This window comes from Polaribacter sp. R77954 (assembly GCF_044595335.1).
GTDB lineage: Bacteria > Bacteroidota > Bacteroidia > Flavobacteriales > Flavobacteriaceae > Polaribacter.
Genome location: NZ_CP138992.1, coordinates 595274 through 611950, shown reverse-complemented (window position 1 = coordinate 611950; position 16677 = coordinate 595274). Strand labels below are relative to the sequence as shown.

The window sequence follows — 16677 nt, the reverse complement described above, 5'->3', positions numbered from 1 at the left end:
GTGAATAAAAACTCGCAATCATTCTTTATAAAAACGAATAGATTGGCTAATTTCACGTTTTTAAATTCTTTACTATAAACTATTGAATACGTATTTAAATTCTTTAAACGAAGCACAAAAACAAGCTGTAATTCAGAAAGATGGCCCAATGATTATCATTGCAGGTGCAGGTTCTGGTAAAACAAGAGTACTAACGTATAGAATTGCACATTTAATGCAATCTGGTGTAGACTCTTTTAATATTTTGTCGCTAACCTTTACCAACAAAGCTGCCAAAGAAATGAAAGAGAGAATTGCTGGAGTTGTTGGGCAAAGTGAAGCAAAAAATCTCTGGATGGGAACATTCCACTCGGTTTTTGCTCGTATTTTACGTTCAGAAGCAGATAAACTGGGTTTTCCATCAAACTTTACCATTTACGATACCCAAGATTCTGTTCGCTTAATTACAGCCATTATAAAAGAACTCAACTTAGATAAAGAACGTTATAAACCCAAACAGATTTTAAGTCGAATTTCATCATTTAAAAATAGCTTAATTACAGTAAGAGCCTATTTTAATAATACTGATTTGCAAGAGGCAGATATGCATGCAAGCAGACCAAAAGTTGGTGATATTTACAAAGAGTATGTAGATCGATGTTTCAAATCTGGTGCAATGGATTTTGATGATTTATTGCTGAGAACTAATGAGTTATTAGCGCGTTTTCCAGATGTTTTAGCAAAATACCAAGACAGGTTTAGATATATTATGGTAGATGAGTATCAAGATACAAATCACTCTCAATATATTATTGTAAGAGCTTTAGCCGATAAATTTGGCAATATTTGTGTGGTGGGTGATGATTCTCAAAGTATCTATAGTTTTAGGGGCGCAAATATTCAGAATATCTTGAACTTTCAAAAGGATTATCCTGATGTAAAAACCTTTAAATTAGAGCAGAATTATCGTTCTACAAAAAACATAGTAAACGCTGCAAACTCAGTAATAGCAAAAAATAAAACTAAGTTAGACAAAGAAGTTTGGACCAGTAATGACCCTGGAGATTCTATAAATGTAATGCGAACCATTTCTGATGGTGAAGAAGGGCGTTTTGTAGCTCAATCTATTTGGGAAAATATGAATACCAATCAAATGACTCCAGATAATTTTTGTGTATTGTACAGAACCAATTCACAATCTAGAGCCATTGAAGATGCGTTGCGTAAAAAAAATATTGAGTATACCATTTATGGTGGAATTTCATTTTACCAGCGAAAAGAAATCAAAGACATTTTGTCTTATTTACGCATTCTGATTAACCCAAATGATGAAGAAGCTTTAAAACGAATTATTAATTATCCTGCAAGAGGAATTGGAGCAACTACTATTGATAGGCTTACCATTGCTGCCAATCATTATAAAAAATCAATTTTTGAAATCATAAAATATATTGATAAAATCGATATAAAAATTAATTCAGGAACTAAAAATAAGCTCCAGAATTTTATGAATATGATTTTGCGTTTGCAAATAGAATCGCAAACTAAAAATGCCTTTGAAATTGCAGAAACAGTTGTAAAACAAACAAGATTAATTAAAGATTTAGAAAAAGATGGCACTCCAGAAGCTGTAAGCAAAGTCGAAAATGTGCAAGAACTTTTAAACGGAATAAAAGACTTTATTACCGATAAAATAGAAGAAGGTGAAGATGCTTCTTTAACCACGTTTTTAGAAGATGTTGCCTTAGCTACAGATTTTGATTCTAAGAAAAATAACGATAAACCGAGTGTTTCTTTAATGACCATTCATCAATCTAAAGGATTAGAATATATGTACGTATATATTGTAGGTTTAGAAGAAAATCTATTTCCTTCTGCAATGAGTATGAACACCAGAAGTGAGTTAGAAGAAGAGCGTAGGTTATTTTATGTAGCCTTAACCAGAGCAGAAAAAGTAGCGTATTTAAGTTATGCACAAACACGTTACAGATGGGGAAAATTAGTTGATGCTGAACCAAGCCGATTTTTAGAAGAAATAGACGATCAATTTTTACATTATATTACACCTAAAGTACCTGAACCTTCTGTAAACAGATTTGTAGATCAAAGTATTTTTGGTGATGCACCGAAAGGAATCCGTTTTCAAAAACCAATTCAGCGTAAAAAAATAGAACGTGATATTTTAAAAAAGAAAGAAATTACGATTCCAAAAAACTTAAAAAAAGTATCTCAAGCCACATCAAAAACAAATTTATTTGATGGTGATGTAGTAGTAGGTAATATTGTTGAGCACAATAGATTTGGTGCTGGAGAGGTAATTGCTTTAGAAGGAAAAGGGCCAAATAAAAAAGCAGAAATTAAATTTAGTACAGTTGGTAAGAAGAAATTATTGCTACAATTTGCAAAATTAAAGGTGATTGGGTAAAAATCTTCAAAAAACAAAAATAAAGTGTTATTTTGCAACTTTATTTAACTACAAATTACAAGTTGTCAGTTCGAGTGTTCCGAATTCATTTCGGAATCTATCGAGAACACTTCACAAAAACAAATAAATGACATTTGATTTAGAATATAATTCAGAAAGAACATTAATGATTATACCTGAATATGGCAGACATATTCAAAAATTAGTCAATCATTGTGTGGCTTTAGAAACCAAAGAAGAACGCAATACAATGGCAAAAGCAATTGTAGATGTTATGGGTAACTTACAACCGCATTTAAGAGATGTACCAGATTTTAAGCATAAATTATGGGATCAGCTTTTTATAATGGCAAAGTTTAATTTAGATGTAGATTCTCCCTACCCTCAACCTTCTAAAGAAGAATTACAAGAAAAACCAGAACCTTTAGCATACCCAAAATCTGCATCAAGATATCGTTATTATGGTAACAATATACAAACAATGATAGATGTTGCTTTAAGTTGGGACGATGGTGATATGAAAGAAGCATTGGTGTTTACTATAGCAAATCATATGAAAAAATGCTATTTAAATTGGAACAAAGATACAGTAGATGATGCAGTGATTTTTAAACATTTATTTGATCTATCAGATGGTAAAATAGATTTAAGAAATTCAGAAGAAGTTTTAACCGAAAGCAAAAATTTATTGAGAAAAAGAAACTCTCAGGGTCAAAACCATTCTAAAAACAATCACAAAAAACCTCACCATAATAAAGGTAGAAAAAGATATTAAAAATGGCATCATTTAAAATTGAAGGTGGGCATAAATTACATGGAACCATCACTCCACAAGGAGCAAAAAATGAAGTTTTACAAATATTGTGTGCAGTTTTATTAACACCCAAAAAAGTTACTGTACATAATGTTCCAGATATTATTGATGTGAACAAGCTTATTTTCATTCTTGGTGAATTAGGGGTTAAAATCAATAAATTAAGCAGTAATTCTTATACTTTTCAAGCAGATGAAATAAATTTAAAGTATTTAGAATCTCCGGAATTTAAAAGAGATGGTAGTTCGTTAAGAGGCTCTATTATGATAGTAGGTCCGTTACTAGCTCGTTTTGGAAAAGGTTATATTCCTAAACCTGGTGGAGATAAAATTGGTCGTAGAAGGTTAGATACGCATTTTGAGGGTTTTATTAACTTGGGGGCAATCTTTAGGTATAATAAAGAGGAATATTTTTACGGAGTAGAAGCAGATGAATTGATTGGTACTGATATGTTATTAGGTGAAGCCTCTGTAACAGGTACTGCTAATATTTTAATGGCAGCAGTTTTAGCTAAAGGAACCACAACCATTTATAATGCCGCTTGCGAACCCTACATTCAACAATTATGTAAAATGTTAAATAAAATGGGAGCAAACATTACTGGTGTAGGCTCTAATTTATTAACAATTTCTGGAGTTAAAACTTTAGGTGGTTGCGTTCACAGAGTTTTGCCAGACATGATAGAAATTGGTTCTTGGATTGGTGTTGCTGTAATGACAAGATCAGAATTAACCATTAAAAATGTAAGTTGGGAAAATTTAGGTCAAATTCCGAATATATTTGCAAAATTGGGTATCGAATTTGAAAAAATAGATGATGATCTTTATATCCCAGAACAAGAATCTTATGAAATTCAAAATTATATAGATGGTTCAGTATTAACAGTGGCAGATGCACCTTGGCCTGGCTTTACTCCAGATTTATTAAGTATAGTTTTGGTAATTGCAACACAGGCAAAAGGTACAGTACTCATTCATCAAAAAATGTTTGAAAGCCGTCTATTTTTTGTAGATAAATTAATAGATATGGGTGCAAAAGTAATTTTGTGCGATCCTCATAGAGCTACTGTTATTGGCCAAAATTTTGAAAGCCCTCTCAAAGCAACTACAATGACGTCTCCAGATATTAGAGCAGGAATTTCATTGCTAATTGCAGCACTTTCTGCAAAAGGAACAAGTATCATTCATAATATAGAGCAAATAGATAGAGGTTACGAAAACATTGAAGCTAGATTAAAATCTATTGGTGCAAAAATTGAAAGAATAGAACGTTAAAAAGTAAACTTGCTATTAAAAGGAAAATTAAAAATGAAGAAAAGGAAAATGTTTTATGAAATGTTATATTAATTAAACTTTTAGAAAATGATCAGAAATTTATGGCAAGAAGAATGGAAAGAAATTCAATTTGATGAAAAAATTTCAAAAAAAGAAAAATTTAGAATTTCTAATTACGGAAGGGTAATTAATTGTAAAAACGAAAAAACATTCCTTAGAAAACGTACCTTTATAAATGGGTACGAAACCATATCTCTTAAGCAAGAAGTTAATAATAAATCTACTAGTAGATATGTGCATAAACTAGTTGCTCAACATTTTTTAGCGAAAGAAAATGATGAGCAATGCTTTGTAATTCATTTAGACTACGACAAAAATAATAATGAGGCAAATAACTTAAAATGGGCTACAAAACGAGAAAAAGAATTACATCAATTCAATCACCCAAATTGGGCTAAGGTTGTAGAAAAAAGAAGTAAAAATATAGGTAAATTAACTCCAGGTAAGGTAAAAATTATTAAGCGTCAACTTAAAAATAATAGAACAAGAATATCAATGATAGCCAAACGTTTTGGTGTTTCTGATACACAAATACACCGAATAAAATCTGGCGAGAATTGGTCTCACATTTAATATAATTTGTAATAGTGTCAATTTGACACTATTTTTTTATTGGCAACATTTTTGACAATAAATTGTAAACAATTTAACGATTACTGAAAAATGAGTAAGCAAGAAGAAATTAAAGAAGAAGAAATCAAACAAGAAGAAAATATCTCTCAAGTTGAAGAAAATCAACAAGTTGAAGAAGAAAGTAAAAAAGAAACTCCTACTGCAGAAGAATTGATTCAAGTAGAAAAAGATAAATTTTTACGTTTATTTGCTGAGTTTGAAAACTATAAAAAGAGAACAACAAGAGAAAGAATAGAACTATTTAAAACCGCAAGTCAAGAATTAATGACGGCTTTGCTGCCAATTATGGACGATTTTGAAAGAGGTTTGGCAGAAATTAAAAAAGCAAAAGACAAAGAGTTATTAAAAGGCATGCAATTAATTAACGATAAGTTAAATAATACACTTACACAAAAAGGATTAACTCCAATTGAAGTAAAAGCAGGCGATACTTTTGATGCTGAAATTCACGAGGCAATTACACAAATACCTGCGCCATCAGATGATTTAAAAGGTAAAGTAATTGATTGTGTTGAAAAAGGTTACAAATTAGGCGAAAAAATTATTCGTTATCCAAAAGTAGTTATAGGACAGTAATTAGTTTTCAGTATACAGTAAGCAGTAGCCAGTAGTAACTGACTGCTCACTGAAAACTGCAAACTGCAAACTAAAAGAAAATGGCAAAACAAGATTTTTACGAAATATTAGGGATATCTAAATCTGCTACTCAAGCAGAGATAAAAAAGGCCTATAGAAAAATGGCTATAAAATATCATCCAGATAAAAATCCTGGTGATACCACAGCAGAAGAAAACTTTAAAAAAGCAGCAGAAGCTTATGAGGTTTTAAGTGATGAAAACAAAAAAGCACGTTACGACCAATATGGTCACGCAGCTTTTGATGGTCCTCAAGGTGGTGGTGGCTTTGGTGGTGGTGGAATGAATATGGATGACATATTTAGCCAGTTTGGAGACATCTTCGGAGGTGGAGGTGGTGGCTTTGGTGGTGGTTTTGGCGGCTTTGGTGGTGGAGGCCAAAGACAAGCTAGAGTTAAAGGTAGTAATATGCGTATTCGTGTAAAACTTACCTTAGAAGAAATTGCCAAAGGTGTAGAAAAGAAAGTAAAAGTACGTAGAAAAGTTCAAGCAAGTGGGGTTAGGTATAAAACCTGTACAACTTGTAATGGTTCTGGTCAAGAGATGAGAATACAGAACACAATTTTAGGTAGAATGCAAACTGCAACTACTTGTAGTACATGTTCTGGAGCTGGAGAAATTATTAGTTCAAAACCAAATGGTGCAGATGCACAAGGTTTAGTGGTTAAAGAAGAAACAGTGCCAATTAATATTCCTGCAGGTGTTACTGAGGGTGTGCAATTAAAAGTAGGAGGAAAAGGTAATGAAGCACCAGGTAAAAATTCTATTTCAGGTGATTTATTAGTGTTGATTGAAGAAATTCCACACGAAACATTAAAAAGAGAAGGTACAAATATTCATTACGATTTGTATATCAACTTTTCTGAAGCTGTTTTAGGTACAAGCAAAGAAGTAGAAACAGTTACTGGAAAAGTTAAAATAAAGATTGAAGCAGGAACCCAATCTGGAAAAATATTAAGATTAAAAGGAAAAGGTTTACCAAGCATAGAGCGTTATGGTACAGGTGATTTCTTAATTCATACAAATGTTTGGACACCTCAAGAACTGAATAAAGAACAAAAACAATTCTTTGAAAACATGTTAGAAGATGATAATTTTTCACCTAACCCAAACAAATCTGATAAATCATTTTTTGAGAAAGTAAAAGACATGTTTTCTTAAAAAAGTATTAAAAAAGAAAAAAAAGTATATAAAATTTGTCATAAATGTTTTTTGATAACTATTTTTAATATATATTTGTATTGTTGTCGAGAAATCGATAACACTTTTTCTTTTTCATAGCAATTTTTCCCACTCAAATTATATTTGAGTGGGTTTTTTAATTTAAAAGTAATTATTTATATTTTTTTAAAAAAGTTTGCTAAAAAAATGATAAAAAGTTCAAACATAAAAGATAATAAAATTTAAAGCAGACTTATCTTATCGTCACGTATTTGGCGTGAAGGAAAGTCCGAACACCACAGAGTATTCATAGCGGATAACATCCGTCCAACGTAAGTTGAGGACAAGTGCAACAGAAAGCAAGTACAGTTAGGCTGTAGTGAAACCAGGTAAACTCTATGAGGTGCAATGCCATGTATATTAGAGCTTGAGAGCTACTCGCTCGATTCTAAAGGGTAGGCAGATTGATTTCGATAGCAATGTCGAGACTAGATAAATGATAAGAGCCTTTTTAAAGGAACAGAATTCGGCTTACTAGTCTGCTTTTTATTTTTTATAAAATCTTTAAAGATTGATATTTTTATTGATGTTTTGTTATTAAAAACTCAAACTTTTTGTAAATAATCTTTTTTTATTTATTAATAGTCCTAATCTATTATTTATCTTTCAAAATAAAGATAAAAAATGTAAGTTTGCGACGCTAAAATTTATAAAAATTCAAACTATAAGCTTTTAAAATCTACAAATTGTAAAGCTATAAGTTTAAAAAAGATTTACTTCATGAATACTTACAAAGATTATCTCATAGAGATAGAAGATCGAAAAAATCAAGGGCTTCATCCTAAGCCAATTGACGGTGCAGAGTTACTAAGCGAAATTATCAGTCAAATTAAAGATGTAGATAATGAGTTTAGAAAAGATTCTCTAAATTTTTTCATCTATAATGTTTTACCTGGTACCACAAGTGCTGCAGGTGTAAAAGCAAATTTTTTAAAAGAAATTATTCTAGGTGAATCAAAAGTTGAAGAAATCTCTACTGAATTTGCATTTGAGTTATTATCTCACATGAAAGGAGGACCTTCTATTGAAGTTTTATTAGATTTAGTTTTATTAGGTAAAGATATTAATATAGCTAAACAAGCTGCAGAAGTATTAAAAACTCAAGTATTTTTATATGAGGCTGATGTAGCAAGATTAGAGGGTGCTTACAAAAAAGGTTGTCCAATTTCTAAAGAACTAATAGAAAGTTATGCTCAAGCAGAGTTTTTTACCAAACTTCCTGAAGTTGAAGAAGAAATTGAAATTGTAACTTTTATAGCTGGTGTTGGTGATATTTCTACAGATTTGTTATCACCTGGTGCAGATGCACATTCTAGATCCGATCGTGAATTACATGGTCAGTGTATGTTTGAGCATAATAAAGAAATGCAACAAGAATTGCTAGCTTTAAAAGAGCAACACCCAGATAAGAGAGTGATGTTAATCGCTGAGAAAGGAACAATGGGAGTGGGGTCTTCAAGAATGTCTGGTGTAAATAATGTGGCATTATGGACAGGTGTTTCTTCAAGTCCTTATGTACCATTTATCAATATTGCTCCAGTAATTGCAGGTACAAATGGTATTGCACCAATTTTTTTAACAACAGTTGGGGTAACAGGTGGTATTGGTATCGATTTAAAAAATTGGGTACAACAAAAAGATGCAGATGGTAATACTATTGTTGATGCTGATGGAGAACCAATTTTAAAGCAAATGTATTCTGTTAAAACAGGCACAGTTTTAACTATAAACACAAAAGAAAAGAAATTATACAGTGGTAATGTTGAGCTTAAAGATATTTCTACAGCGCTTACACCTCCAAAAATGGAATTTATTAAAGCTGGTGGTTCGTACGCTGTAGTTTTTGGTAAAAAATTACAAACGTTATCCTGTAAAATATTAGGCATAGATATTCCACAAGTGTATGCGCCTTCTAAAGAAGTGTCTATTGAGGGGCAGGGTTTAACTGCTGTTGAGAAAATTTTCAATAAAAATGCAGTAGGTACAACTCCAGGAAAAACTTTACATGCAGGTTCTAATGTTCGTGTAGAAGTTAACATTGTAGGTTCTCAAGATACTACAGGATTAATGACTTCTCAAGAATTAGAAATGATGGCAGCAACTATTGTATCTCCAATAGTAGATGCAGGTTATCAATCTGGGTGTCATACAGCATCTGTTTGGGATGATAAATCTAAAGCAAATATTCCAAGGTTAATGACATTTATGAATGATTTTGGATTAATTACAGCACGTGATCCTAAAGGTCAATATCATGCAATGACAGATGTAATTCACAAAGTGTTAAATGACATTACTGTTGATGATTGGGATATTATAATAGGTGGAGATTCTCATACACGTATGTCTAAAGGTGTGGCTTTTGGTGCAGATTCTGGTACTGTTGCTTTAGCATTAGCTACTGGTGAAGCTACGATGCCAATTCCTGAGTCTGTTAAAGTTACCTTTAAAGGTGAAATGAAAAGTTTCATGGATTTTCGTGATGTAGTGCATGCAACTCAACAACAAATGTTAAAACAGTTTGGAGGAGAAAACGTTTTTCAAGGTAGAATTATTGAAGTTCATATTGGTACTTTAACTTCAGACCAGGCATTTACATTTACAGATTGGACCGCAGAAATGAAAGCTAAAGCTTCTATTTGTATTTCAGAAGAAGAAACTTTAATTGAATCATTAGAAATTTCTAGAGATCGTATTCAAATTATGATTGATAAGGGTATGGATAATGAAAAGCAAATGTTACAAGGTTTAGTTGATAAGGCCAATAATAGAATTCAAGAACTAAAAACAGGAACAAAACCTGCTTTAAAGCCAGATGCTGATGCAAATTATTATGCTGATGTTATTATTGATTTAGATGAAATTGCTGAACCAATGATTGCTGATCCTGATGTGAATAATGAAGATGTTTCTAAACGTTATACACACGATACTATTCGCCCATTATCTTTCTATGGAGGAACTAAAAAAGTAGATTTAGGTTTTATTGGTTCTTGTATGATTCATAAAGGTGATATGCAAATTTTAGCGCAAATGTTAAAAAATATAGAAGCGCAACAAGGAGAAATAGAATTTAAAGCACCTTTAGTAGTAGCACCACCAACATATAATATTGTTGATGAATTAAAAGCTGAAGGAGATTGGGAAGTATTGCAAAAATACTCAGGTTTTGAATTTGATGATTCTGCACCTAAAGGTTTAGCACGTACAAAGTATGAAAATATGTTATACTTAGAGCGTCCAGGATGTAACTTATGTATGGGTAACCAAGAAAAAGCAGAACCAGGAGATACTGTAATGGCTACTTCAACACGTTTGTTTCAAGGAAGAGTTGTAAAAGATACAGGAGAGAAAAAAGGAGAGTCTTTATTATCTTCTACTCCAGTAGTAGTGTTGTCTACAATTTTAGGTAGAACTCCAACTATGGCAGAGTACGAAAAAGCTGTTGATGGTATTGTGTTAACAAAGTTTAAACCTTCACAAAAAGAATTAGTAAGTTAATTTTTTAACTTTAAGTATAAATATTAAAGCTCAAGTTTTAACTTGGGCTTTTTTTTTGTAAAAAAACTAAAAAAGATATTTTATGGTATAAATAGATTCTAAAAATAGTTTCATAAAAATAAAATTAAGGATGACAATTGTTATCCATATAAATTTATTTAAATTAGTGGAATAACAATAACTAAAAAAATTATACTTATGGCATTTGATATCGATATGATTAAAGAAGTTTACGCAAATATGACAGAACGCGTTGATGCCGCTCGTAATATAACAGGAAAACCACTTACGTTGGCAGAAAAAATTTTGTATTCTCATTTATGGGATGGAGTTCCTTCAAAAGAATTTACAAGAGGTAAGGATTATGTAGATTTTGCACCAGATAGAATTGCTTGTCAAGATGCAACAGCACAAATGGCGTTATTACAATTTATGCAAGCAGGTAAGCCTAAAGTAGCTGTACCTACCACTGTACATTGCGATCATTTAATACAAGCTAAAGAAGGTGCTGCAACAGATTTAAAACATGCCAATAGCACAAGTAGCGAAGTTTTTAATTTTTTAGAATCTGTTTCTAATAAATATGGTATTGGTTTTTGGAAACCGGGTGCAGGTATTATTCACCAAGTTGTTTTAGAAAACTATGCTTTTCCAGGAGGAATGATGATTGGTACAGATTCTCATACAGTAAATGCTGGTGGTTTAGGTATGGTAGCTATTGGAGTTGGTGGTGCAGATGCAGTAGATGTAATGGCTGGAATGGCTTGGGAATTAAAATTTCCCAAATTAATTGGCGTAAAATTAACAGGTAAGCTTTCTGGCTGGACAGCGCCCAAAGATGTTATTTTAAAAGTTGCAGAAATCTTAACTGTAAAAGGAGGTACAGGTGCAATTGTAGAGTATTTTGGCCCTGGTGCAACTTCTATGTCTTGTACAGGAAAAGGTACCATTTGTAATATGGGAGCTGAAATAGGTGCAACTACATCTACTTTTGGTTATGATGAATCTATGGAACGTTATTTACGTGCTACAGAAAGAGCAGATGTTGCAGATGCTGCAAATACGGTTAAAGACTATTTAACTGCAGATCCAGAAGTGTATGCAAATCCAGAAAATTATTTTGATCAAGTTATTGAGATCAATTTATCTGAATTAGGACCTTTACTAAATGGCCCATTCACACCAGATTTATCAACAACAGTTGGTTCAGAAATGACTAAAAAAGCACAAGAAAATGATTGGCCAATGCAAGTAGAGTGGGGGTTAATTGGTTCTTGTACAAACTCATCTTATGAAGATTTATCAAGAGCATCATCTATAGCGCAACAAGCTTTAGATAAAGGTTTAAAAACAAAAGCAGAATTCGGTATCAATCCTGGATCTGAAAAAGTTAGATATACAGCAGATAGAGATGGTATTTTAGGAATCTTTGAAAAATTAGGTGCTAAAATATTTACAAATGCTTGTGGGCCTTGTATTGGGCAATGGGCTAGATATTCAGATCCTAAAAATGCACCTAAAAACAGTATTGTTCATTCTTTCAACAGAAACTTTGCTAAAAGAGCAGATGGTAATCCTAATACGCACGCTTTTGTGGCTTCACCAGAAATTACAGCGGCTATTGCAATTGCGGGTCGTTTAGATTTTAATCCTTTAAAAGATACTTTAATCAATGAAAACGGTGAAGAGGTAATGTTAGACGAACCAACTGGATGGGAATTACCTCCAAAAGGTTTTGATGTTAAAGAAAATGGTTATTTAGCACCTAAAGAAGATGGAAGCAGCGTAGAAATTGCAGTAAATGAAGATTCAGAAAGGCTACAGTTATTAACACCATTTGAGCCTTTAGGAGAATCAATTACTGGTGCTAAGTTATTGATTAAAGCCTTCGGAAAATGTACCACAGACCATATTTCTATGGCAGGACCTTGGTTACGTTTTAGAGGGCACTTAGATAATATTGCAAATAACACCTTAATTGGTGCTGTAAACGCATACAATAAGAAAACAAATTTTGTTAAAAATCAATTAACAGGAGATTATGATGCTGTTCCTGCAGTACAGAGAGCCTACAAAAAAGAGGGTATTAAAACAGTGGTTATTGGAGATCATAATTATGGAGAAGGTTCCTCTAGAGAACATGCTGCAATGCAACCTAGACATTTAGGTGTTGCTGCTGTTATTGTAAAATCTTTTGCAAGAATTCATGAAACCAACTTGAAAAAACAAGGTATGTTAGGGTTAACCTTTGATAATGAAGCAGATTATGACTTAATTCAAGAAGATGATAGCTTTAACTTTGTTGATTTAAATGAATTTGCACCAGACAAACAATTAACATTAGAAATTGTGCATGCTGATGGAAGTTTAGATACCATTAAATTAAACCATACTTATAACAAGGCACAGATAGATTGGTATTATGAAGGGTCTGCTTTAAACTTAATTAAAAAGCAAAACGCTTCATAATTATAAATTATATAATTTACAAAAACTCCTGTTTATCAGGAGTTTTTGTTTTTAAAGCAATTAAACCTAAAATTGGTCCAAAAGCCAAAATCATAAAAATAATATTTGATGTAGTTTTTGTTTGTATATAATTTAAAACTAAAATACTAATAATTGTAATTGAAAAGCCTACACAATTCACAATGGTTAAAGCAGTTCCTTTATCTTGTTTTGGTGCATTTTGTGCTATTAAAGTAGAAAATAAAGGCGAATCTGCAATTACAACCATTCCCCAAAAAATTAAAAAACTAATAAAAAGATATTCATTTGATATTTCAAAAATAAAAGGAGAGATAAAGCAACAAAAACAAGATAATAATAAAAAATAAAAAGCCGTTTTTTTAACACCCAATTTTTCAGAAGTATATCCACTTAATACACAAGAAAAACCACCAATTCCTATAATTAAAAAAGAAAGTAAAGGAATATTAAACGAAATATGGTCATGCATTTTTTCATAAATAGATAATAGAATAGGTACAAAAGCCCAAAAAGTATATAACTCCCACATGTGTCCAAAATAGCCAAAGGCAGCTTTTCTAAAGTTTACATTTTTAAAAACAGTAAAACAAACTGATAAATTTAAAGTTTTATTAGCCTTTCTATAAGGGCCATTTTTAACAAATAAAAGCATCATCAATCCTCCAAAACCTGCTAAAATAGAAGTAGCTATTAAAACACTTTTCCAAGAATAGTCAACTAAGATATCTTTTAATAAATGTGGTAATGCAGTACCAATAACTAAGGCTCCAACTAAAAAACCAAGTGATTTTCCTAAACCTTTTTCATAATAATCTGTTGCAATTTTCATACCTACAGGATAAATTCCTGCTAAGAAAAACCCTGTAAAAAACCGTAAAGTTAGCAAACTAAATAATGACTGATGATTATAAACCATAGCCACATTAAAAAAAGCCCCAAATATTGCACTAAAAAAGAAAACTTTTGAAGGCGAAAAACGATCTACAATGCACAATAGTGCAAACAGTAATGTACCAGCAATAAAGCCAAACTGAACTGCAGAAGTTAATAAGCCTAAAACATTATTATTAAGATTAAAGTTTACCACCAAATTAGTCATTACTCCATTACTTGCAAACCAAAGTGAGGTACAAAAGAATTGAGAAACTACAATTATTGGGAGTATTTTTTTAGAAATTACCATAGTAGAACGAAAGTAACAAAAAGCCCAATCATATTAGGTATAAAAATAATTTTCAACAGATTTCAATGTAAACGATTAATAATAGCGTTTATCATAAAACATTATTTATTCGTAAAATGTTATCTAAGGTAGGGTAAAATATGGTTTAATAGTATTTTGTTTTTTTGGGTTAGTAACATGATTCATAAAATTAACATTAATAACAACATCATACATTTACTCTAAATAAATTACAAAAAACCAATTTTTGACACATAATAGTATTTGAGTCATTAGATTGTAATAAAATTGTGAAAACTTTAGCTAAACTATTACAAACTTTCCTAATGCTTTGTTAAATACTTGTATAAGTGCTATGCTAACTTCATTTAGCGATATTAATGTGGTAAATTTGTCTAACTATTACTTAAAAACAATAAACAAAATTATGAAGAAATTTACTCCAATTTTATTATTAATGTTTTCATTTATAGCTTTTACAAGTTGTGATAATGATGACGAACACTTATTTTCTACGTCAACGGGTTTGGCCATAACGTATAATTTAAACGAAAAAGCAGTACCAGGTATTTCAGGAACTGCAAGGTTTATAAAAAACTTAGATGCCTCTGTAACTGTAGTTTTAGCAATAGATAATACACCAGCAGGTGGTTCTCATCCAGCACACATTCATGCTAATAGTGCTTTAGAGGGTGGTGGAATTGTAGTTAGCTTAAATCCTGTAGATGGTGGTACAGGTAGAAGTGTTACTACTTTTTCATCTAAAGATGATGGCTCTGGGATTACTTACGAAGAATTATTAGATTTTGATGGTTATATAAATGTGCATTTAAGTGCCGATAATTTAGGTACCATTGTTGCGCAAGGAGATATTGGTGAAAATGCACTAACAGAAAATACTATTACTTATGATTTAGGTGAAAAAGCAGTACCAGGAATTTCTGGTGATGTTACTTTTACAGAAAGAGTAAATGGCGAAATTTTAGCAACAATAGCCTTGGCAAATACACCTGCAGGTGGTTCTCATCCAGCACATATTCATGCAAATACTGCTGCAGAAGGTGGTGGAATTTTATTATCTTTTAATCCTGTAGATGGTGATTCTGGCATGAGTGCTACAAATTTAACAGCTTTAGATGATGGTACAGCATTTACCTTTGCAGACATTTCTACTTGGGATGCTTATATAAATGTGCATTTAAGTATGGATAATTTAGCAACCATAGTTGCACAAGGAGATATAGGTCAAAATGATTTGACTGAAAATACCATTACTTACGATTTAGGTGAAAAAGCAGTACCAGGAATTTCTGGTGATGTTACTTTTACAGAAAGAGTAAATGGTGAAATTTTAGCAACAATAGCATTGGCAAATACACCTGCAGGTGGTTCTCATCCAGCACATATTCATGCAAATACTGCTGCAGAAGGTGGTGGAATTTTATTGTCTTTTAATCCTGTAGATGGTGATTCTGGTATGAGTATTTCAAACTTATCAGCTTTAGATGATGGTACAACATTTACCTTTGCAGATATTTCTACTTGGGATGCATATATAAATGTGCATTTAAGTATGGATAATTTAGCAACCATAGTTGCACAAGGAGATATAGGTCAAAACGATTTAACAGAAAACACCATTACTTATGATTTAGGTGAAAAAGCAGTACCAGGAATTTCTGGTGATGTTACTTTTACAGAAAGAGTAAATGGTGAAATTTTAGCAACAATAACCTTGGCAAACACACCTGCGGGTGGTTCTCATCCAGCACATATTCATGCAAATACTGCTGCAGAAGGTGGTGGAATTTTATTGTCTTTTAACCCTGTAGATGGTGATTCTGGTATGAGTATTTCAAACTTATCAGCTTTAGATGATGGCACAGGGTTTACCTTTGCAGATATTTCTACTTGGGATGCATATATAAATGTGCATTTAAGTATGGATAATTTAGCAACTATAGTTGCACAAGGAGATATTGGTCAAAACGATTTAACAGGCGATAGTAAAGTATATACTCTAAACGAAAAAGATGCTCCAGGAATTTCTGGTACAGCTATGTTTTATAAAAGAGTTAATGGTTCTGCTCTAGCAGTTTTAGATATTAAGAACACACCAATGGGAGGTTCTCATCCAGCACATATTCATGAAAATGATATTGCAACTGGTGGTGGAATAGCATTTTCTTTTAATCCTGTAAATGGAGATACTGGAATGAGTATGACTCAGGTTGAAGCTTTAGACAATGGAACAGCAATTACTTACGATGAAATTTTAACTTACAATGGTTATATAAATGTACATTTAAGTATGGATAATTTAGGAACAATAGTTGCTCAAGGCAATATTGGTTCTAATGAATAATATTGTATCAATCACTTTTAAAATCCCATCAATTATTTGGTGGGATTTTTTTATTGATATCTAATTTTTTTTTTACTGAATTTAAAATATCTTTAAA

At 31.8% G+C, this 16677-nt stretch carries 10 protein-coding genes and 1 other RNA gene; 10 read left to right on the top strand and 1 reads right to left on the bottom strand.

Annotated elements, in window-relative coordinates; translation table 11 throughout:
- Positions 1 to 82 precede the first annotated feature (82 nt).
- The 9 genes from SJY27_RS02655 (at position 83) to SJY27_RS02615 (ending at position 13011) form a co-directional block, all read left to right on the top strand.
- Positions 83 to 2404: an ATP-dependent helicase gene (locus SJY27_RS02655; protein WP_397446706.1), complete on the top strand. Its 2322-nt coding sequence runs from the start codon at positions 83 to 85 to the stop codon at positions 2402 to 2404.
- A 127-nt stretch (positions 2405 to 2531) separates the two neighbouring features.
- Complete coding sequence (locus tag SJY27_RS02650) at positions 2532 to 3179, top strand: DUF4290 domain-containing protein (RefSeq protein ID WP_397446705.1); 648 nt, start codon at positions 2532 to 2534, stop codon at positions 3177 to 3179.
- A gap of 2 nt (positions 3180 to 3181) precedes the next feature.
- Positions 3182 to 4492, top strand: a complete 1311-nt coding sequence (gene murA / locus SJY27_RS02645) for a UDP-N-acetylglucosamine 1-carboxyvinyltransferase (protein WP_397446703.1) — start codon at positions 3182 to 3184, stop codon at positions 4490 to 4492.
- An 87-nt stretch (positions 4493 to 4579) separates the two neighbouring features.
- Entirely contained in the window at positions 4580 to 5125 is a 546-nt protein-coding gene (locus SJY27_RS02640; protein WP_397446702.1) for an NUMOD4 domain-containing protein, read from the top strand.
- A gap of 90 nt (positions 5126 to 5215) precedes the next feature.
- The gene (locus SJY27_RS02635; RefSeq protein ID WP_397446701.1) at positions 5216 to 5761 is read left to right on the top strand and encodes a nucleotide exchange factor GrpE; all 546 of its coding nucleotides are present in this window, start codon (positions 5216 to 5218) and stop codon (positions 5759 to 5761) included.
- Between the two features lie 80 nt (positions 5762 to 5841).
- Complete coding sequence (gene dnaJ / locus SJY27_RS02630; RefSeq protein WP_397446700.1) at positions 5842 to 6981, top strand: molecular chaperone DnaJ; 1140 nt, start codon at positions 5842 to 5844, stop codon at positions 6979 to 6981.
- Between the two features lie 244 nt (positions 6982 to 7225).
- An RNA gene (rnpB, locus tag SJY27_RS02625) (RNase P RNA component class A) lies at positions 7226 to 7531 on the top strand.
- A gap of 230 nt (positions 7532 to 7761) precedes the next feature.
- The gene (locus tag SJY27_RS02620; RefSeq protein WP_397446699.1) at positions 7762 to 10542 is read left to right on the top strand and encodes a bifunctional aconitate hydratase 2/2-methylisocitrate dehydratase; all 2781 of its coding nucleotides are present in this window, start codon (positions 7762 to 7764) and stop codon (positions 10540 to 10542) included.
- A gap of 198 nt (positions 10543 to 10740) precedes the next feature.
- On the top strand, positions 10741 to 13011 hold the full coding sequence (locus SJY27_RS02615; RefSeq protein ID WP_397446698.1) for an aconitate hydratase: 2271 nt from the start codon (positions 10741 to 10743) through the stop codon (positions 13009 to 13011).
- Between the two features lie 16 nt (positions 13012 to 13027).
- Here the strand turns inward: SJY27_RS02615 and SJY27_RS02610 are convergent, their stop codons facing one another.
- Positions 13028 to 14215, bottom strand: coding sequence for a nitrate/nitrite transporter (locus tag SJY27_RS02610; protein WP_397446696.1), 1188 nt, complete (start codon positions 14213 to 14215; stop codon positions 13028 to 13030).
- 427 nt (positions 14216 to 14642) lie between these two features.
- Between SJY27_RS02610 and SJY27_RS02605 the strand changes: the two genes are divergently transcribed.
- Positions 14643 to 16580 (top strand): hypothetical protein, encoded by a 1938-nt coding sequence (locus SJY27_RS02605; RefSeq protein ID WP_397446695.1) that lies wholly within the window; start codon positions 14643 to 14645, stop codon positions 16578 to 16580.
- The last annotated feature ends 97 nt before the right edge of the window (positions 16581 to 16677 follow it).